Origin of the sequence: Zwartia panacis (assembly GCF_030410395.1) — a bacterium.
Classification (GTDB): domain Bacteria; phylum Pseudomonadota; class Gammaproteobacteria; order Burkholderiales; family Burkholderiaceae_B; genus Zwartia; species Zwartia panacis.
This window is the reverse complement of sequence record NZ_JAUHHF010000007.1, coordinates 1-19085: the sequence shown is the minus strand read 5'-3', so window position 1 is coordinate 19085 and position 19085 is coordinate 1. Positions and strand designations below refer to the sequence as shown.

Below are 19085 nucleotides of genomic sequence, written 5' to 3'. Positions count from 1 at the left end.
CGTTAACACTTTGATCTGGGATCTTTGCCATGACTGCATCAAAATCGCCAAAATTAGGTCTGAATCCTGTTCGCCGATTGTTAGTGGGCGCGTCGCTGGCCGCCTCTGTTGCGCTGACGACGGCATGGCCCACCATGTCCTTCTCACAAGAGGTCAAAGATCTCGTGATCGCCTTGTCAACACCCGTGACAACGGTGGATCCCCACTTCCACAACCTGACACCCAACAACGGGATGGCCGCGCATGTTTTCGAGACGCTGGTCAAAACCGACCCCGCTCTGAAAACCTATCCCGGACTGGCCGAATCATGGAAAGCCCTGTCAGACACCGAATGGGAATTCAAGCTTCGCAAGGATGTGAAATGGCATAACGGTGAGCCCTTCACTGCCGAGGACGTCGCTGCCACCATCAAACGCATTCCGAATGTCCCGAATAGCCCTGCTTCGTTTGCGGTTTTTGTACGGGCCATTACGGATGTCAACATTGTTGACCCGCACACCATTCGCTTCAAAACGAAAGAGCCCTACCCACTGCTGCCCGCCGACATGGTTTCAGTCGCGATTGTCCCTAAGTCCGTCGCCGAAACGGCAAAAACTGAAGACTTCAATTCAGGTAAAGCCATGATCGGCACCGGCCCCTTCCGCTTTGAGCAGTATGTCTCTGGCGATCGTGTCGTCTTGACCCGTAATAAAGACTACTACGGCAAGCAGCCGGATTGGGACAAAGTCACTTTCCGGATGATCACGAGCGCCCCCGCGCGCGTCGCTGCCCTGTTGTCTGGCGATGTGCATATGATCGAGGGCGTACCGACTGCCGATGCCGCCAAACTCAAGAAAGACAAACGCGTCGAAGTCTCCAATGCGGTCTCCAACCGCATGATCTATCTGCACATGGATAGTGATCGTAAAACCAACTCGCCTTTCATCACGACTGCCGATGGCAAACCGATGGAAGCCAATCCTCTGACGGATGCCCGTGTTCGCCGTGCCATGAGCAAAATGATCGATCGCAATGCGATTGTTTCGCGTGTCATGGAAGGTCAGGCGATTCCAGCGGGTCAGCTCCTGGACGAAGCGTTTTTTGGCACCAGCAAAAAACTCAAGCCAGACGCTTATGATCCCGCTGGCGCTAAAAAGCTGTTGGCCGAGGCTGGTTATCCAAATGGCTTTGGCGTGACCTTGCACTCCCCCAACAATCGTTACATCAATGATGGCGCCACAGCTCAGGCGGTCGCCCAGTTTCTGTCACGCAACGGCATTCCGACTAAAGTCGACACCATGCCTTCCAACATCTTCTTTTCGCGTGCCAGCAAAATGGAGTTTTCCCTGATTCTGGCAGGATGGGGCGCCGCTTCGGGAGACACGTCCTCGCCACTGCGTGCCTTGCTTGCCACCAACGATCCCAAAGCCGGGATGGGTGGTGCCAACCGCGGTCGTTTTTCGAGTCCCGAACTTGATGCTCTGATCGCCAAAGCCATTGTGATTATTGACGACGAAAAACGTGATGCCGCCTTGGCACTCGCCAGTGAAAAAGCAATCGAGCTCATGGGGCTGATTCCTCTTCACTACGAGGTCAGCACTTGGGCCTCTCGCAAAGGCATTCAATATGGCGGTCGCGCGGATCAGTACACACTCGCCCAAGATGTCAAGCGCGCCAAGTAATTCTCTTAGTCTCTTCTACACACCAGCAAAGGACATGTAACCAGTGACCGCTTTTATCCTTCGTCGTTTGGCACAGTCCTTGTTGGTGTTGTTTGTCACGTCAATTTTGGTTTTTGGTGGGTTGTATCTCGTTGGCGATCCCGTTGAGATATTGGTTCACCCCGAAGCCGATCAAATTGAAAAAGAGCGCGCACGTGTTGCGCTGGGTCTGGACAAACCCGTTGTCGAGCAGTACTTCATTTTTTTAAAGGGTGCAGTCACGGGCAATCTCGGTAACTCTTTTGTGTATGCCAGGCCCGCACTTGACATCATTTTTGAAAGAATGCCCGCCACCATGGAGCTCGCTGTCCTCGCGATGCTGATCTCCGTGTTTCTGGGTATCCCGCTAGGACTGTATGCGGGGCTCAGGCCCAACTCCCCGTTTTCCCGACTGATCATGACAAGCTCGATCGTGGGCTTTTCCCTGCCGACCTTCTGGGTGGGACTGCTGCTGATTTTGTTTTTCGCGGTCACCATGGGCTGGTTACCCTCTACCGGCAGAGGACCGACCACGGATGTGTTTGGCTTGCAATTGTCGATATTCAGCTGGGAGGGCCTGAAATACGCCCTGCTCCCTGCTCTGAATCTCGCCTTGCTCAAACTGGCACTGATTATTCGTCTGACCCGTGCTCAAACACGGGAACAAGGTTTGCTGGATTACATCAAGTTCGCGCGTGCCAAAGGATTGAAATCCAGCCGCGTCGTGGGTGTGCATCTGCTTAAAAACATCTTGATTCCGCTTGTCACGGTCATCGGACTGGAGCTTGGTTCTGTGATTGCTTACGCCATCGTAACCGAGACAATTTTCGCCTGGCCAGGTATGGGCAAGCTCGTGATCGATTCTATTTTCCAGCTGGACCGTCCCGTGGTGGTGGCCTATTTGCTTGTGGTGGTTGCCATGTACATCATAATTAATTTGGTGGTTGATATTCTTTACTCTCTTCTCGACCCAAGAGTCCGTATCGCGGAGCAACACTGATGAGCGAAACCATTACACAGGTCGCCAAGGTGCAAACTCCTTTCAAGCGACTTTGCACACAATTCGCCGAAAGCCCGGTCGCCATGATCGGCCTCGTCATGTTGGTCGTGGTGATGTTCACTGCATTGTTTGCACCCTGGATTTCCCCGCAAAACCCCTATGATCTTGCCGGTCTTGACTTGATGGACGCCCGTCTGGCGCCAGGTGAAAAAGGACTGAACGGCCAGACCTACTTGCTAGGCACGGATGGCCAGGGTCGCGATATGGTTTCCGCCATTTTTTACGGCCTGCGCGTGTCTCTTTATGTTGGTATCACGAGTGGCGTGATCGCCTTGGTGATCGGAAGTGTGTTGGGCGTACTGGCCGCTCACCTGGGTGGTCGATTTGAACAAGTCATCATGCGTCTGGTCGACATCCAGCTTGGTTTTCCAGCGATTCTCGTGGCCTTGGTCCTGCTCGCAGTCCTTGGCAAGGGCGTGGATAAAATCATCATCGCACTTGTCAGTGTCCAATGGGCTTACTACGCACGCACTGCGCGTTCAGCCGCCTTAGTCGAACGCGGCAAAGAATATGTCGAAGCCGCGCGCTCGCTCGGACTCAAGGGTTCACGCATCGTGTTGCGACACCTCCTACCGAACGCGATGGCCCCTTTGATTGTGGTGGGCACCGTTCAAGTCGCCCATGCGATTGCGTTGGAGGCCACCCTCTCCTTTTTAGGTTTAGGTTTGCCCGCGACCGAGCCTTCGCTTGGACTGTTGATTTCGAATGGTTACGAATATCTCTTGTCAGGCAAGTACTGGATCAGCGTGTACCCCGGTATCGCGCTGCTCCTGACGATTTTGGCGATCAATCTGGTGGGCGATCAAATGCGTGACATCTTGAATCCGAGGTTGTCACGATGAGCGCGCTATTAACAGTCAAAGACCTACGCACCGAATTCCTTACCCGTGACGGTGTCTTGCCTGCAGTCGCGGATGTTTCCTTTGATCTCAAGCGGGGCGAAGTGCTCGGATTGGTCGGTGAATCTGGCTCCGGTAAATCGGTGACTGGTTTTTCGATCATGGGGCTCGTGGATGCTCCCGGCAAGATCGCGGGTGGCAGTATTGTTTTTGATGGTCAAGAGCTTGTCGGTGCGGACGAGGAAACGCTGCGCAGACTGCGTGGCCGTCGCATCGCCATGATCTTTCAAGATCCGATGATGACGCTCAATCCTGTGTTGACCGTTGAGACCCAGATGATTGAAACAGTGCTCGCGCACGAGTCTGTCAGCCGAGCCGTTGCGCGTGCGCGTTGTGTCGAAGTCTTGGGCAAGGTGGGTATCGCGTCGCCAAGCGAACGGCTCGGTCAGTATCCACATCAATTTTCCGGTGGCATGCGACAGCGCGTCGCCATCGCGATCGCGATGCTCCATAAACCTGATCTGATCATCGCGGATGAACCCACAACAGCACTTGATGTCACTGTGCAAGGTCAGATCCTGTACGAGATGCAACAACTGGTGAGCCAGTCTGGCACCGCATTGATCTGGATCACCCACGACTTGGCAGTGGTGGCAGGACTAGCAGATAAAATTGCCGTGATGTATGCAGGTCGGATTGTCGAACAGGGCCCCGCCGACGATGTCCTGAGCAATCCCACCCACCCTTATACCCGTGGCTTGCTGGACTCTGTGCCGGCCACGACCACACCTGGGCAACGCTTGCGGCAGATTCCCGGCTCAACGCCCTCGATCATGCAACTTGGCGCAGGCTGTGCTTTTGAAGCGCGCTGCACGCGCGCGACGTCTGCTTGTTCACTCATGCCTGACATGGTGACGATCGGCTCTCGCAGTACCCGGTGCTGGAATCCCATCGTTCAGCAGCCTTCCACGGCCTCAACGGAGAGCGTAGCGTGACCGAATTATTAGCCTTTGATCGAGTCTCCAAACGCTTCGGGAAAAAACTCGATATTTTTGAAAAAATCGCCAACGTCTTCGGTTCGAACATCAAGGAGCAAACGGTTCATGCCGTGGATAATGTCTCCTTTACCATTCAACAAGGTGAAGTGGTTGGGCTGGTGGGCGAGTCGGGTTGTGGCAAATCCACGCTCGGTCGCTTAGGTTGCGGGCTGCATACGCCCACGGAAGGTACCGTGCGCTACCGTGGTCAGCCCCTTGAAAGCGAAAGTGGCGTGCGTCGCCCTGTACAACTCATTTTTCAAGATCCTTTCGCTTCGCTCAATCCGCGCATGCGCGTGCTCGATATTGTTGGTGAGGCCCCTCGCGTGCACGGTTTGGTCGATGGGGCGCAACAACGCGATTACACCGCCGCGTTACTGACGCGTGTCGGTCTTGATCCTTCTTATATGCAACGCTATCCACATCAGTTCTCAGGTGGGCAGCGTGCCCGGATTGGCATCGCCAGAGCATTGGCTGTCAAACCCGAATTCCTGGTGTGCGATGAGGCCGTCGCGGCGCTCGACGTCTCAATTCAGGCACAAGTCCTGAACTTGTTCATGGATCTGCGCGATGAACTCGGACTGACTTATCTTTTTATCAGCCACGACTTGGGCGTTGTGCGTCACTTATCCAATCGTGTGGTCGTGATGTATCTTGGACGTGTGGCGGAGATTGCGCCGACCGAAGAGTTGTTTGCGGAACCGAACCATCCCTACACGCAAGCCTTGCTCGAAGAAATACCCAGAATCGACAGGAAGCACCGAACCTTTGTGCCCATCAGGGGTGAAATCCCCTCTCCACTCGCCCCACCACCCGGCTGCCATTTCCACCCACGCTGCCCGAAGGCGATGCCTCGTTGTTCGGTCGAAGTTCCGACTTTAAGAGAAATCGGCCCCGGCAGACTCTCGGCCTGTCACCTGAACGATCCTAATTAATTCCACTCATCCGCAAAAGCAAAAAATGAAACAACCTTACCCGATCGAAATTCAAGCCCCCGACATCAGCGCCTGGGAGCAAGGTAATACAGGCGTTCCTTATGTTTGGAGTTTTGATTCCGGTCGTCCAGGTCCGCACGTCATGGTGCAGGCCCTGACCCACGGGAACGAATTTTGCGGTGCGATTGCTGTTGACTGGTTTTTACGCCAGCAGGTCAAACCTCTGGTCGGTCGCCTCACCATTGCCTTTGCGAACGTGCTTGCCTATTCCCGGTGGGATCCTGAAAAACCAAGTGCGAGTCGTTATATCGACGAAGACTTCAATCGCGTCTGGGGGGATGACGTTTTGTTTGGCTCGCGTGATTCGGCGGAGCTGCGCCGGGCCCGCGTGCTTCAGCCCTTCGTGGATGCCGCGGATTACCTACTCGATATCCACTCGATGTCCGAGCCTTGCGCACCGATCATGGTGTGTGGCGCGACCGGGCAAGGCGGCGAGAAAAGCGCCGCCCTTTCAAAACGTCTCGGGATTCCTGAATACCTGTTGATTGACACAGGACATCCCGCTGGTCTGCGCATGATTGAGCGTGGCGGTTTTGGCAAACCGAATGATCCGCGCACAGGCATTCTGATCGAATGCGGTCAGCATTGGGAAAAGTCCGCCGCGGATGTCGCCAACGACACCTTGTTGAGATTTTTACGTCTGTTCAACATGGTTGACGATGCCTTTGTCAATCCATCGTTAAGATTACCCATCTGTCCCAAGCAGCGTATTGTGCGTGTTACAGAAGCAGTCGTCGCAAAGTCGACAGGCTTTCGCTTTAACAAAGATTACAAAGGCCTCGAAGTCGTTCCCAAGAAGGGAGACATTGTTGCGACAGACGGTGATCACACCATTCGAGTGCCTTACGACAACACCGTATTGGTGATGCCCTCCACATCGAACGTCAAAGTCGGTTCAACCACCGTCCGCTTTGGTCAGTTTGAAGACTAGCTTTCAAACTAGTTATCGATTTTGATATTGCGGTCTTTGACGATTTGGCCCCAAGTCGCTGACTCTTTGGCGATGTACTTGGCCAAATCCTCACGCGTACCGGGTTCGAGCGTCAATCCGTGCGAGAGAAGCGCCTCGGTGACTTCCTTGTCAGTAATCACCTTCACGATTTCCTGATTCCAGCGATCCAGAATCGCGGTTGGAGTCTTGGACGAGGCGACAAACGCGTACCAGTTGCGCGCATCGAAACCTGGGTAACCTGACTCGGCGATGGTCGGTATGTCGGGGAAAATATCAGCCCGTGTATCGCTCGTGACCGCCAAAGGAATTAACTTGCCTGAGCGGATTTGAGGTGCTGCCGAAGGCAGAGCCGAATAATAGACCGTCACACGATTGCCGATCACATCAACCATGGCCGCGCCACCGCCTTTATAGGGGACGTGCACGATATCCACACCTGCGCGCTGGTTGAACAACTCACCTTGCAAATGCGAAGCCGAGCCTGCGCCGGTCGAGGCGTAAGTCAGTTTACCCGGTTCTTTCTTGGCACGATCCACGAGGTCTTTCAGACTTTTAATCCCGGAATCAGGAGACACAAGCAATACGTTGGGGAAACTCCCTCCCATCGCAAGCGGCGCCAAGTCCTTAACGGGGTCATAAGGCAGTTTCATCAGATAGGATGCGATCGAAAGAGGACCAATCGATCCCAGCAAAATCACCGAACCATCCGCAGGACCGTTTGCCACCATGCCTGTAACAATATTACCGCCCGCACCTGGTTTGTTATCGACCACAATTTTCTGACCAATGTTTTCAGAAAGTTTCTTGCCGATGATGCGTGCAGCGATATCATTGGCTCCACCAGGGGGAAAACCGACGTAAAGGGTGACCGTCTTGGAGGGAGGAAACTCCTGGGCCAGAGCCGTGCCGCCCAAACAGCTGAGTAAGAGAGCGCCGGTGAGCGCTGCGAGTGTTTTTTTGATCATCATGGATTTCTCTGAAAGAAAAGACTTTACTTGTGCGGCGCTATCTTAGCGCCGATATGAAGCTGTCGGCGAGCTTTAGCCAATTCGTACTGTTTTTGCCGTTCACGGGCGCGACGCTTGTGATCTTCATCGCACTTGCTAAAGCAACGCGGACAACTCACCCCTTTTTCAAACTCCGGGGACTGCATCGCTCCGTCAGGCAAGGGATCCCTGCAGTTATGGCAAAGCTGGCGGCCAGAGCGCTGCAAATGGTGGTCGACCGAGACACGATCGTCAAAGACGAAACACTCACCATTCCATTGACTTTGCTCGGGAGGAATTTCCTCCAGATATTTGAGAATGCCGCCCTCCAGGTGATACACCTCATCAAACCCTTTGGTTCGCATGAGCGCCGTTGACTTCTCGCAACGTATACCACCGGTACAAAACATCGCAACCTTGGGCTTTTTCCCTGTTTTTTCCTCGAGCACCTTGGCCTGATCCACCCACTGTACAAGTTCGGAAAAAGTCTTGATCTTGGGGTCGATCGCGCCTTCGAAGGTACCGAGCTCGACTTCATAATCATTGCGGGTATCTATCAACACAACGGATGGATCGCTGATCAGGGCATTCCAGTCTTTAGGCTTGACATAGGTACCCGCCATAATAGTGGGACTGATTCCGGGTACTCCCATTGTCACGATCTCTTTTTTGAGACGGACTTTCATCCGGTGAAAAGGCGGCAAATCAGACCAGGATTCCTTGTGCTGCAAGGCGGCAAATTTTGGGTCCGAACGGAGATATGCCAAGACCGCGCGCACATCCTCGGGCGCGCCTGCGATCGTGCTGTTGATGCCTTCTCGCGCCAAAAGAATCATGCCTTTGACATGATGCTGTTCACAAAAATCGAGCAAAGGCTGCCTGCGGGCGGTGTAATCGGGTAAATCTACGAATAAGTAGAACGCTGCAGTGAGATAGGGAGGTGTTGACATACAGCAATTGTGCCATTTTTGACGAATGCCAGTAAAGTCCAAGTCCAACCACTGAGCTCAACCAAACCGACGCATCCTAGGGAAGATACTCACTTTTTTGTCGACTCGCGAGGGAGTCATTATGCTAAAAAGTAAGCCCGTCTTAGAGCTTGGATCAAGATCAATGAAGAAGTTCAAAACTCTGCTTGGCATCGCCACTCTGACCCTTTCAGCGAGTGTTTTTGCGCAAGCCTACCCGAACAAGCCCATCACGCTGGTGATTCCTTTTGCTGCAGGAAGCGGTACGGATGGTGTCGCACGTAACGTCGCCCAAAAGTTATCCGAGCGCCTCAAGCAACCTGTGATTGTGGAAAACAAAGCAGGCGCAAGTGCCCAGATCGCTGCCCAATATGTCGCCAAGGCCGCGCCCGATGGTTACACGCTGTTTATGACGACCAACACGTCGCATTCAGCCAATCCCTGGATGTTCAAAACACTCAGCTACGATCCAATTAAGGATTTCACGCCAATCACGCGCGTGGGCGAGTTGCCTTTTGCCTTGGCTGTCAATCCAAAGCTGCCAGTCAATACGCTGCCAGAGTTTATTGAATATGCCAAAAAGAACCCTGGCAAGCTGTCTTATGCCACGCCAAACAGCACCTCACTCGTCGCGATGGAAACCATCAAGCGTATTTCCGGTATTGACGTGGTCGGTATCCCCTACAAAGCCAGCCCTCAAGCAATGACCGATTTGATCGCTGGTCAGGTTCAGGTGTATGTGGTGGACTTGGGCTCTGGTATGGGCGCGCTGAAATCAGATCGTGTGCGCACGCTCGCCGTCACAACGGCGAAGGGATCGCAAAGTTTCCCGAATGTGCCCTCCATCGCCAGCACAGTAAAGGGCTTTGACCTCACCTCCTGGAACGGAATTTTCGGACCCGCGAACTTGCCCCGTCCGATTGTCGATAAACTCAACACAGAGCTCCAAGCTGTCTTTGCTGATAAAGACTTCCAACAAAAAATCGCAGCGACTGGCTTTGAACTCGACCCCACCAAAACACCCGAGGAGTTTGCCAAATACGTAGACTTTCAGCTCAAGCACTGGGGTGAAATGCTCCGTGGCGCGGGCGTCAAGCCAGAATAAGGGTTCAAAAGCATCATGGCTTCAAAGTATCTGATCAAAGAATCAAGCGTGGCGCCCTACTCGCCTGCCAACCACCACGGCACGAGTAATCGTCGCTTGATTGGTGCGGATAATGTGGGTGCCAAGCATATCGAGGTCGTCCTCGGCACGATCGCGCGTGGCGGTGGTGCACTGCCTCATGCGCACCCAGGTCTTGAACAAGTCTGCTACCTCCTCGCGGGCACGGCCCACGTCGAGGTAGACGGCGAATCCTTCGAAATGGAGGCCGGCGACACCTGCTTTTTCCCTGCGGACAAAATGCATGTGTTTTCAGTCACCAGCCCGGAGCCCGCCAGAGTCCTGGTCATGTATGGACCGCCCTATGGTGAACATCCCGATCGAGTCAGACGATAAGATCAGATGTGAAAAAGTTCTCAGTGTCAGTCCTCAGTGTCGAAATGAACTGAGGACTTTTTTTATTTAGAAACCGCGCAATGCCCACCGCTGGAGGGTTTGCCTGAGCCTGCAGCAAATAAGGGCGGTTCGTTGCGCAAATCAACGGGCGGAGAAACTGCCGTATCCCAGACTAAAAACGTCATCAGACAGGCCCAAAAAATTGCCTGGAGTTTTTTGGTCGACTGGATCATATGCACCCGATCCTTAAAATTGATAATGACGACGAATACGCACACCGATCATCGTGCCTGCAAAAGCCAAAGGCACCCAGATCCAGCCATGTATGCTGCCGGTTGAAATACCACTGAGCATCGCGCCGATGTTGCAACCAAACGCCAAGCGCGAGCTATACCCCATCAGAAAGCCGGCAATCAGGCCCACCATCCATTGCTTGCCTGTCAAAGGCTTACTGTCTCCTGAAGCACGTGCGGAGATCCACAACGCTCCACCCAGAATACCGATATTGGTGATGGAGGTGATATCCATCAAGACCATTTCATTGAGGCGCTGCGCGTTGCCGGCCTGGCTCCAAAAGGCGTTTGCGGCAGGATCAAACAGGCCTGCCGCATGGACGATCTTGGCTGCCCAGAGACCAAAACCGTAGACCACACCCCAAGGCTGACCTGCAATAATCAAATTCAGCGCCGCCAAGATCGCCAAGGCCAAGGCACCCACTAGCCATTTCCGATCCCACCAGGTTCGTCCCTTGCCGACCCAGAGTCTGGCAGCCAGGCCAAAGATGAATAGCCCGGCCAGGGTGATCCACAATGCATTGACGCTTCCAAACTCCGATACAAGACCGATGGGTGCAATCTGACCCAGCTTGAGCCAATCGCCCACCTGCACCGAGCCCAGAAAGCTCCCCAGCGCGAACAGGGGCAAAATCCCCATATTCAGAGGGATACCCAATCCAGCTTTGTAAAGAGTCCCTGAACCACAACCATCCGCAATCTGCATGGTCAGACCGAACACGAACGCACCGATCAGCAAGCTGATACTGGGTGGACCGAGTGCAGCGGTCAGCTCTGGATATTGTCCAAGCAATGTCAAAGAAAACACCGAGGCGAGTGCCAGCAACACTAACTGACCCATGACTCCTCTGGGGTCTCGCTTTTCAATTAACTGTCTCCAGCCGGTCGTGAAACCAAACCGCGCGCCCGCCAGCGCGGCACCCATACCGATACCGACTGCGAATAAAACAGCCTGACGGATAGAAACCGTCCATGCGAGGAAAAGGAAAAACAACAGCAGCAACACGCTCAGGGGAAGACGTTTCATCAGTCAGACCGCTCGATGCTTATTTAGCCAGCCAGAGTTGTGCATCGATGTACAGCTGCTTGAAACGATTGGGCACGTTATCCATGGGTAACGCACCATCAGCTTGCGTCCAGTCCACCATCGAGCCTGAATAGAGCTTGACGTTTTGCTGACCCACAAGCTCTGACAGAACGAACCAGTTTGTCGCGGCCCAGTGGCCAGTATTGCAAAACGACACCGTATCTTGATCCGTGTTGACCGAAGTCGAAGCCACTAATTTTTTGGCTTCAGACGCAGAAACCACTGCACTGCTGTTGGGCTCAAACCATGTTGAATGCTCGACATTGACGGCACCTTTCAATGTGCCTGGTACCTTGGCGGCGGTATGACGCGTCGAGCCTTCAAAAAATGCGGCAGGACGAGCATCGACGAGCTGGGCCTGGCCTGCTTGAACTTTGGCGGCGACCTCGTCACGGGTTGCGATCATGCGTTGATTAATGGTGGGTACAAAGGAACTCGTCTGGACATTGACAGTTTGATTATCCAACGCGTAGCCAGCGGCTTGCCACGCCTTGAGACCGCCATTCAAAATAGACAGTTTTTGCAAACCCAGAACTTTCAGCGTCCAGTACACGCGAGCCGCTGCACCGAAATCTGTATCGTCTTTACCAGAGGAGGTCACGATGATGTGGGTGTCTGGCGTGAGCCCCAGACGCTGGACCAGCTTGGTCAAGTTTTCAATGGAGGGCAACTCTCCAGGATTACTCGCTGGGCCGCGCCAACTGCCATACGGAGCGTTCAATGCACCCGCGATATGACCCGCGGCATAGGACTTAGGATCGCGGATATCGAGCACGACTGTTTGAGGCGAAGCCAAAGAGGCCTGCACAGCCTGCGCAGTCAGCAAAGGCTCTGCCGCATGCGCGCTGAAGACAAACAACAAACCAAGGAAATAGGCAGCAATTTTTTTCATGACGTGAACAACCCAGGATATTCAGAAAACAGAACTTAGATTCTGCTCTTTGATCGCAGAATTCCGAAGAACATATTTTCTATCTCTTTATTACCAAAAGAAATAAAGAAGTGGGATAAATATGAACTCAACCACCTTTGCTACCAAGGGATAGGTTTGCCTTGGTAATCAAGAAAATACGCGCCTTTATACTCAAAGTCCTCGCCAGTGGGTTGAGCACCCAAGGAGTCAAGCGCCTCGAGCAGACCTGCCACCGCGACCTCAGGTGCCAGAGAGTCCTGTTGAGACACAAAAGGTGTTGATAAGGCGGATTGGACCGTACCAGGCTGCAAAGCTGCCACGATTGCAGCGGGTTTCTTGCGATGCAGCTCGATCGCCGCCGTTTGCAACAGCATATTGAGGGCAGCCTTGGAGGCGCGATATCCGTACCATCCCCCTTTCTTGTTGTCAGAAATACTCCCAACGCGGGCTGAAAGTTTGGCGTAGACAGAACGGCCCGATCCCAGCAAAGGCAAAAGATGCTTGAGCAGAAGCGCCGGACCAATCGCATTGACTTGAAAGCTTCGCAGCAAGCGCTCTGCATTGAGTGCGCTCAGACTTTTCTCTGGACCCTGTCCGTCTATCGTCAAGGCACCCGTTGCATCCACAATCAACGCAAAAGGTGCATGGTTTTTAAGCACCGCGGCGATGTTCTCGATACTTGTCTCATTTTCCAGGGAAAACTCAGGATAAAGAGCCCTGGATACCTCAACGACCTCTGCGCAGGCGGGGTCAGCTCGCAGAGCTGTCACAAAAGCACCACCAATCGCGCCACTCGCACCCACAATCAAGGCGCGATAGCCTTGCCCGAGTGATTTCATGCCAGAAAATTTGCTTGGATTCACTCTTTAGCCTTCACGTAATACCAACGACCATTGATTTTAGAGAACTCACTATTTTCATGTATGCGGGTGGCACGTCCCCCGATGCGATAGCGCGCGACAAACTCGACCTCTCCGTGATGTTCATCATGGATTTTTTGATTCTTGACTTCTAGCCCTAACCATTTCGTCTGCGCATCAAACTCAATTGCACTGGGTCGTTGCTCTGCACTCCAGGTATCCAGAAGATACCGCTCTCTCCCGAGCACAAAAGCACTGTAGCGGGATCGCATCAGACTTTGCGGATCTGGGGCAGGCATGCTGTCAAAATGATCTAGATACTGTCCACAACAATGAGCAAACACGAGGGGCTTGCCCGCAGCATCCAATCGGCCACAAGGACATGCGTGCGTGTTGAGCCGTTGCGTGGTGTCACTCAAAACTGACCTTGCCCGAAACGTCAATTGCGACCTGTACCAAGCCAGGCTCTAGCGAAAGCTTGATCGGCTCGGGTGCCGGAGCTGACATCGGTGCAGCACTTCGCATCATGACCGGTGCAGCTCCTGCGGCACCAGGTCCGTTGAAATCCAGACTCATAATTTTGTAACGCTCAAATCCAAACGCCGAAGCCGCTGCCTGAGCACGATCTCGAAAAGATTTTGCAACCTCTGTCAGTAAGGCTTTTTCCTCATCTCTGCGTTTGGTGGCCGAGAGCGAAAACTGAATGTTCGCAATGGCAAGTTGTGTACCGAGCATTCCTGCCGCATGTTCAGCCGCAGGCAAATCACTTGAGGTCAATACCAGCTCAGCGCGGCCCTGCCAACCATCGGTGCGCCCCTCTTTGTTATAGGCCGGTGATGTACGGAAACTCCCGTTCGATAGCGTGAAGCCCTTTGTAGGGGTGATCAACGCCCTCGCCTGCTCAATCGCTTGTGCAAGCGCACGATTAACCTCTGCGGCGGTTTTACCTTTCGCTTCGTGGGCAAAAACGATTTTGACTTCGTCTTGCAAAACGGGTTTGCTTGCAGATGCTTGCAGGGAAGCCGTCACGGGTTGCGAGCTTTGCGCCAAACTCAAGCCTGTGGATAGACCCAGAGTGATTAGAGATGCAACAATAAAGTGTGTCATTTTCATGGTTTATCGTCCATACCATTCACGAACCGCGCCGACGTAGCGCTCAACGCCCTCCGAGACACTTGCAGACTGGAGCGCGCCATAAGACAAACGCTGATAGTTGGCCTCTTGCGTATTCGTCAAACCAAAAGCAAATCCGGGAATAGACACCACTTTATGCCGCTGCGCCATGGCTCGATTGAATGCCAGGGGATCTTGACCGCTTTCAAGACCGGGCATTTTCATCAACACATAGAAAGCACCCTGAGTCTTTGGGAACTGCACGAGATCTCCCAGCTGACCAAGCGCCTGGTAGACATTTTCCCTGACAGCCGCCAATGCCTCGACTTTAGGCGCGACCCATTCTCGACCGTACTTTAAAACCTGTAGCGCCAGTAACTGCGAAGGTACCGGAGCGCATATCAGGTTGGTATCCTGCACCTTGTTCATGGCATCAAACAAATCTGCCGGAAAAACGACATATCCCAGACGCCAACTCGCCATGCCGTAGTTTTTAGACATGGAATAAAACGAAAAAGTGTGCCGCCCCGCGCCGGGTAACGAAGCTGGAGAAAAATGTTTGACACCCTCATACGTAAAGTATTCGTAGGCCTCATCGCTGAAATGGTAAAGCCCTTTTTCAGCGCAAAGTTTATTGACTGCGGTCAAGGAAGCCTCGGAATACACGGCACCAGTAGGATTGTTGGGCGAGACCGTCACAATGGCACGCGTGCGAGGTGTGATGGCCGCAGCAAGCGCCTCGACATTGAGGCTCCAGTCTTCGTTGACGGGCACTGTTACCGGCACACAGCCACACATTCTGATGGCCATTTCCTGATTAAAGTAAAACGGCATGGGCAAAATAAATTCATCACCTGGATCGCCAACAGCCATGACGCAATTCAAAAATGCCATATTGCTACCCGCGGTCACCATCACCAGCGAGTCCGGGCCCGGCTTGATATTGTTTTCAACGTCGAGTTTTTGAGCCAGCGCTTCGAGCAGCCCCGCATGACCCAAGACGGCTTGGTATTTGTGGAGCTGCGTATCGCCCATTAAACCGGGAAGTGCTTGGATGGCCTCCTCTGGAGGACCGTAATTGACAACGCCCTGCCCCAGCGAAATCGTACCGGGATTGCTGCGAACGAGTTCAGCGATAGCAGGAATGATGGGAGCATCGACTGCCGCCATCCGTGAAGAGAACCGTTTCATGGGTGAGCCATTCAAAAAAGATTTTGTATAACAGAAGGTTATAACAAAAATCGAAATGAATGCCTCGCCTTGACCGGGTCAGCCAGCATTCGTCAGCCAGCTTTCTTTAGAACCGATAAGACACACCCATACCGACCGAAAGCGGATTCAAATTGACTGTGCCCACTTTGTCACCCTGGACATAGACCTTAGTAGACATCTGGATGTACTTCAAATCGACGTTCAAACCCCAGTTTTTGTCCAGCATGTAATCAAAACCGACCTGACCCACCGCCCCAACACTCGAGCTGCTGACCTTGGCCGCACCGTCAAGAATGTTGTCTCGTTTTGTAAAAATCGTGTAGTTCAAACCAACACCGACATAAGGCTTGAAGGCACCCATATCCGTAAAGTGATACTGCAGCAATAATGAGGGCGGCAAGGCAGAGATTGTGCCGGCCTTGGTGCCGCCAACGTTGATATTGATATCTTGTGGGTAGGTCAACACCAACTCAGCAGCAATGTTTTTAGTAAAGAAATAGGTGAAATCCACTTCGGGGATCCACAGGCTCTGCGCAGTCACTTTGGTGTTGCCGCCAATTGGCAAGCCACCACTCTGGCCATTTTCAAACCCGAGATAAACAGCCCGCGCCCGAACCATAAATGAACCAGGATCGGCCGTTTGAGCCTGAACACTGGCAACAGACAACATACCGACAGACACAAGCGCCGCAGCGAACACTTTCTTACACATGATGATTCCTCTTGGTTGATGTGTAAGCTAAGCGTAAGACTTCAATCTTGTTCAGACATTGATCTAAGTCAACCGTGCGCGCAGGTACATTTGAGCTAAATCAAGGGATGATAAAGCTCGGATTCTGGCGAAAGAGGAAGAGTTTTGGTGCCCCCCCCGTGAGTCGAACACGGCACCAACGGATTATGAGTCCGCTGCTCTAACCAAGCATGAGCTAGGGGGGCATGAAGAATGAATACCCGACATTATATCCCTAGCCAGAAAAGCGTTCCCTCCATTGCGGGGTTATTCTGAAACGCTACTCCTAAAAATATAAATATCAAAAAATCAAGGAGTCCAAGAGCTATTGTCTGTCAGCTTAGGATCAGCCAAAACTTCAGTATTGATCATCGGTGGCGCACTTGTGTCCGTCAAAGGATTAGCTGGTTCTACGGTCTCTATTGGCTCAACTACTGGTTCAATGCCAGCGACAACCTCTGTCCAGGGACCTGCTACCAAAGGTGCAGATAAAGGACTTGTCAAGGCATAATCGTCAATGGCGCTCACCCCGCCCGAGCTAGTATTGGCCGTGTCGATCACATAAGTCACTCCACCTAACTCAAGCAACATAAAGTCAGCGGTATCAGCTGTTTGCGGAGTAACCTTTGAGACTGCATCGATTTCAGCCAACGAAGGTAGAGAGTCCGGCGCGGGTGCCTCCAACTGAGGAACCTTCAAAGCAACCTCACTCAAAGGCGTGCGACCATCAGAAATAACTTCAAGCGTGTAATGAGTACTGTCGATCACCGAAACAGATGAGACAGTTCCACTGGAGGCGACAAAGTCATCAACCACAAGAGCTTTTTGAGGAGCTATTGTTTCGGTCAGCGTCTCGCTCATCAGCACGGAAAACTTCAATGGTTGGCTGGCTGATTCGTTCGATGCCAAGGAGCCCTTGCCTGATGTCGGTGCCTCAACATACGTTACGGGCGCGAGCAATGTATAAGGAACATTCACAGGATTCGCATACGATGAGATGGCCGAGCCTGAAACGCCTAGATTGACACCCACAACGTTGGTCACATCCGTCACAATCGCATTATCGGACATTCTAAATTCGTAGCGTCGGTTAGTAATATCTTCAGAAGTCAACACATGAGAAAGAGTGATCGCTCCATCATTGATGACCAGCGAAATCTCATCACCCACCTTGGCTTCTGTATTTTCCAGGGTTGTAACCACAGAATATCCAAGTAGTGACTCCCTCCCTTGTGTTGTTGTAGCAACCGTAGTGATAAGGGCAGGCTCGGTATTAGAGATCAACCCGATCAGTTGAGAACCCGTTGTTGTCGCAAAACCCGCATCCTCGAGCATGTGCGTCTTACCATCTTTGGTTGTGAATGATGATTGACCATATACGATCACATCTCCATTAGCCGTCGAGAGCTTCTCACCAGAAGACTCAAGCGATAAACTAGCGATACCAGCCTCCTCAAGAGATTTGAACTCGCCAGCCTGAACAAAGCCGTCACTATTGACATCTTGCCAAACACCAAACTTGTCAAAGCTTTCATCCTTAGTATCAAGTACAGCATCTTTGTTAACGTCATAAATCTTGGCAAGACCCTCAAGGTCAGTTTCACCCTCTTGAGTTGAAAACACGATATTCAGTTTGCCATCATCTGTTTTAACGGCTAATAAACCATCAGAGGATTCAACCCAAGCGGTGGAAACAGCGGAACCGTCATTAGCATAATCGTAAGTAACGCCATGAGAACGATCAATGTAGGTGACGCCGTCCTGATTTAGGTCAAGCGCGATTGGGTTGATTATTTTGGTGCCAGGTGTCACGTCGAGAACGAATACTTGAGTAGGAACTTTCACTTCCACTAAAGTTGCACTAGTAGATCCAGCTGAGTTGGTAGGTTGTTGATAAATATAGTTTTTATATAGAGTAGTTCCGCCTACAACCTCTGTCATTGTGGTGGAAAAAGTTACTGTTACACCAGCGTTACCTAAATCGTTACGACTTAAATAATTCACTGCAGAAGCAACTGCTTTAGCAGTATCTATGACAACAGTACTACCGTTTGAATTGGCATTGTAAAAAGTCACTACCCCATTTGAAATCGAATGAGAACGAATAAGTGCATTTGACGATGAATATTGGTACAACGAATCTGAGCCATTCACACGACCAGTATCTGTCGCAACAATGATATTCACAGGCAATTGAATTTGATCAGAACCTGATTGAAAATCGTTAACCTTATCAAAGCCAGTTAAGACAGGATTTGTAGTAGTACTCCCAGCAAAACTAATCCCGCTACTTACAACAAAAATATCGAGTCCGTCGTTGCCAGTTAAATTATCTCCCGATAAACCGCCAGTGATAATTTCATTCGCTGATGTTCCAATGAGATTATCGACGCCTGATGTTCCGGTTAGAGAAATATAATCAGTAGAACCTTGGATCGAAACAGTAATCGTCTGCTGTGTTCCATCGACTGAACTCACAACAAACGAATCGCTCAACGTTTCACCAGCATTTAGAGCGTCAACGCTTGCATTTCCGTTATTTAAAGAGTACGTCCAAGCTCCGGAACTATTAATCGTATACGTGCCATAATTCGCATTTCCAGAACTTGCCTGGAAACTATTTATCGGATTATCAACGTCTGCACTCGTCAGTTGACCAGAAGTCGCAGGAACACCAGGCGTAGCATTATTCAAGCCACCGATTTCTGTCACATTTCCTGATGTTGTTCCGGAAATCGTGGCCACATCATTCGTGCCGGTGAGGTTCACCGTCACCGTCGCGCTGCCACCATCGCTCGTGGCCACCGTAAACACCTCGGTGACGACCTGACCCGCATTGAGCTGGTTGGCCGCGTCGTTGGTC

The 19085-nt window shown here is 52.1% G+C and carries 19 protein-coding genes and 1 tRNA gene; 8 read left to right on the top strand and 12 right to left on the bottom strand.

The genetic code is table 11. The features are described 5' to 3' along the window. The first annotated feature begins 29 nt into the window (after window positions 1–29). Genes QWY30_RS10465 through QWY30_RS10440 form a run of 6 tightly spaced genes read left to right on the top strand, consistent with a single transcriptional unit; the run spans window position 30 to window position 6541 of the window. Window positions 30–1661: an ABC transporter substrate-binding protein gene (locus QWY30_RS10465; protein ID WP_290240782.1), complete on the top strand. Its 1632-nt coding sequence runs from the start codon at window positions 30–32 to the stop codon at window positions 1659–1661. A 43-nt stretch (window positions 1662–1704) separates the two neighbouring features. Next, complete coding sequence (locus tag QWY30_RS10460; protein WP_290240780.1) at window positions 1705–2679, top strand: ABC transporter permease; 975 nt, start codon at window positions 1705–1707, stop codon at window positions 2677–2679. Further along, window positions 2679–3581: an ABC transporter permease gene (locus tag QWY30_RS10455; RefSeq protein WP_290240777.1), complete on the top strand. Its 903-nt coding sequence runs from the start codon at window positions 2679–2681 to the stop codon at window positions 3579–3581. Before QWY30_RS10460 ends, QWY30_RS10455 begins: the two co-directional genes overlap by 1 nt. Next, window positions 3578–4573 (top strand): ABC transporter ATP-binding protein, encoded by a 996-nt coding sequence (locus QWY30_RS10450; RefSeq protein WP_290240775.1) that lies wholly within the window; start codon window positions 3578–3580, stop codon window positions 4571–4573. Before QWY30_RS10455 ends, QWY30_RS10450 begins: the two co-directional genes overlap by 4 nt. Continuing rightward, complete coding sequence (locus QWY30_RS10445) at window positions 4519–5550, top strand: ABC transporter ATP-binding protein (RefSeq protein WP_435433397.1); 1032 nt, start codon at window positions 4519–4521, stop codon at window positions 5548–5550. Before QWY30_RS10450 ends, QWY30_RS10445 begins: the two co-directional genes overlap by 55 nt. A 25-nt stretch (window positions 5551–5575) precedes the next feature. After that, window positions 5576–6541, top strand: a complete 966-nt coding sequence (locus QWY30_RS10440; protein ID WP_290240772.1) for a M14 family metallopeptidase — start codon at window positions 5576–5578, stop codon at window positions 6539–6541. Between the two features lie 8 nt (window positions 6542–6549). Here the strand turns inward: QWY30_RS10440 and QWY30_RS10435 are convergent, their stop codons facing one another. After that, on the bottom strand, window positions 6550–7530 hold the full coding sequence (locus tag QWY30_RS10435; protein ID WP_435433395.1) for a Bug family tripartite tricarboxylate transporter substrate binding protein: 981 nt from the start codon (window positions 7528–7530) through the stop codon (window positions 6550–6552). A 23-nt stretch (window positions 7531–7553) separates the two neighbouring features. Beyond that, window positions 7554–8498, bottom strand: a complete 945-nt coding sequence (gene trhO / locus QWY30_RS10430; protein WP_290240769.1) for an oxygen-dependent tRNA uridine(34) hydroxylase TrhO — start codon at window positions 8496–8498, stop codon at window positions 7554–7556. Window positions 8499–8661: 163 nt separating this feature from the next. Between trhO and QWY30_RS10425 the strand changes: the two genes are divergently transcribed. Together QWY30_RS10425 and QWY30_RS10420 are read left to right on the top strand one after the other, a co-directional pair. After that, window positions 8662–9621 (top strand): Bug family tripartite tricarboxylate transporter substrate binding protein, encoded by a 960-nt coding sequence (locus tag QWY30_RS10425; protein WP_290240768.1) that lies wholly within the window; start codon window positions 8662–8664, stop codon window positions 9619–9621. A gap of 15 nt (window positions 9622–9636) precedes the next feature. Continuing rightward, window positions 9637–10014 carry a cupin domain-containing protein gene (locus QWY30_RS10420; RefSeq protein WP_290240766.1) on the top strand — a complete coding sequence of 126 codons (378 nt, stop codon included), beginning with the start codon at window positions 9637–9639 and terminating at the stop codon, window positions 10012–10014. Window positions 10015–10076: 62 nt separating this feature from the next. Here QWY30_RS10420 and QWY30_RS10415 read toward each other — a convergent pair whose 3' ends face one another. From QWY30_RS10415 to QWY30_RS10370, 10 genes are all read right to left on the bottom strand, one after another. Further along, entirely contained in the window at window positions 10077–10247 is a 171-nt protein-coding gene (locus QWY30_RS10415; RefSeq protein ID WP_290240764.1) for a hypothetical protein, read from the bottom strand. A 13-nt stretch (window positions 10248–10260) separates the two neighbouring features. Beyond that, on the bottom strand, window positions 10261–11334 hold the full coding sequence (locus QWY30_RS10410; protein WP_290240762.1) for a YeeE/YedE thiosulfate transporter family protein: 1074 nt from the start codon (window positions 11332–11334) through the stop codon (window positions 10261–10263). Between the two features lie 19 nt (window positions 11335–11353). Then, complete coding sequence (locus QWY30_RS10405) at window positions 11354–12286, bottom strand: sulfurtransferase (protein WP_290240760.1); 933 nt, start codon at window positions 12284–12286, stop codon at window positions 11354–11356. A gap of 140 nt (window positions 12287–12426) precedes the next feature. Continuing rightward, a complete protein-coding gene (locus QWY30_RS10400) occupies window positions 12427–13170 on the bottom strand; it encodes an SDR family NAD(P)-dependent oxidoreductase (protein WP_290240758.1) in 744 nt (247 codons plus the stop codon). After that, the gene (locus tag QWY30_RS10395) at window positions 13167–13586 is read right to left on the bottom strand and encodes a YchJ family protein (protein ID WP_290240755.1); all 420 of its coding nucleotides are present in this window, start codon (window positions 13584–13586) and stop codon (window positions 13167–13169) included. Before QWY30_RS10395 ends, QWY30_RS10400 begins: the two co-directional genes overlap by 4 nt. Beyond that, on the bottom strand, window positions 13579–14280 hold the full coding sequence (locus QWY30_RS10390; RefSeq protein WP_290240753.1) for an SIMPL domain-containing protein: 702 nt from the start codon (window positions 14278–14280) through the stop codon (window positions 13579–13581). Before QWY30_RS10390 ends, QWY30_RS10395 begins: the two co-directional genes overlap by 8 nt. A gap of 3 nt (window positions 14281–14283) precedes the next feature. Then, a complete protein-coding gene (locus QWY30_RS10385) occupies window positions 14284–15471 on the bottom strand; it encodes a pyridoxal phosphate-dependent aminotransferase (protein WP_290240751.1) in 1188 nt (395 codons plus the stop codon). A gap of 106 nt (window positions 15472–15577) precedes the next feature. Further along, window positions 15578–16204 (bottom strand): OmpW/AlkL family protein, encoded by a 627-nt coding sequence (locus tag QWY30_RS10380; RefSeq protein WP_290240750.1) that lies wholly within the window; start codon window positions 16202–16204, stop codon window positions 15578–15580. A 145-nt stretch (window positions 16205–16349) separates the two neighbouring features. Next, window positions 16350–16428: transfer RNA gene (locus QWY30_RS10375), tRNA-Ile, on the bottom strand. 103 nt (window positions 16429–16531) lie between these two features. Next, window positions 16532–19085, bottom strand: a 2554-nt coding sequence (locus tag QWY30_RS10370; protein ID WP_290240748.1) for an SPM autocatalytic domain-containing protein, incomplete at its 5' end; no start/stop codon positions are given.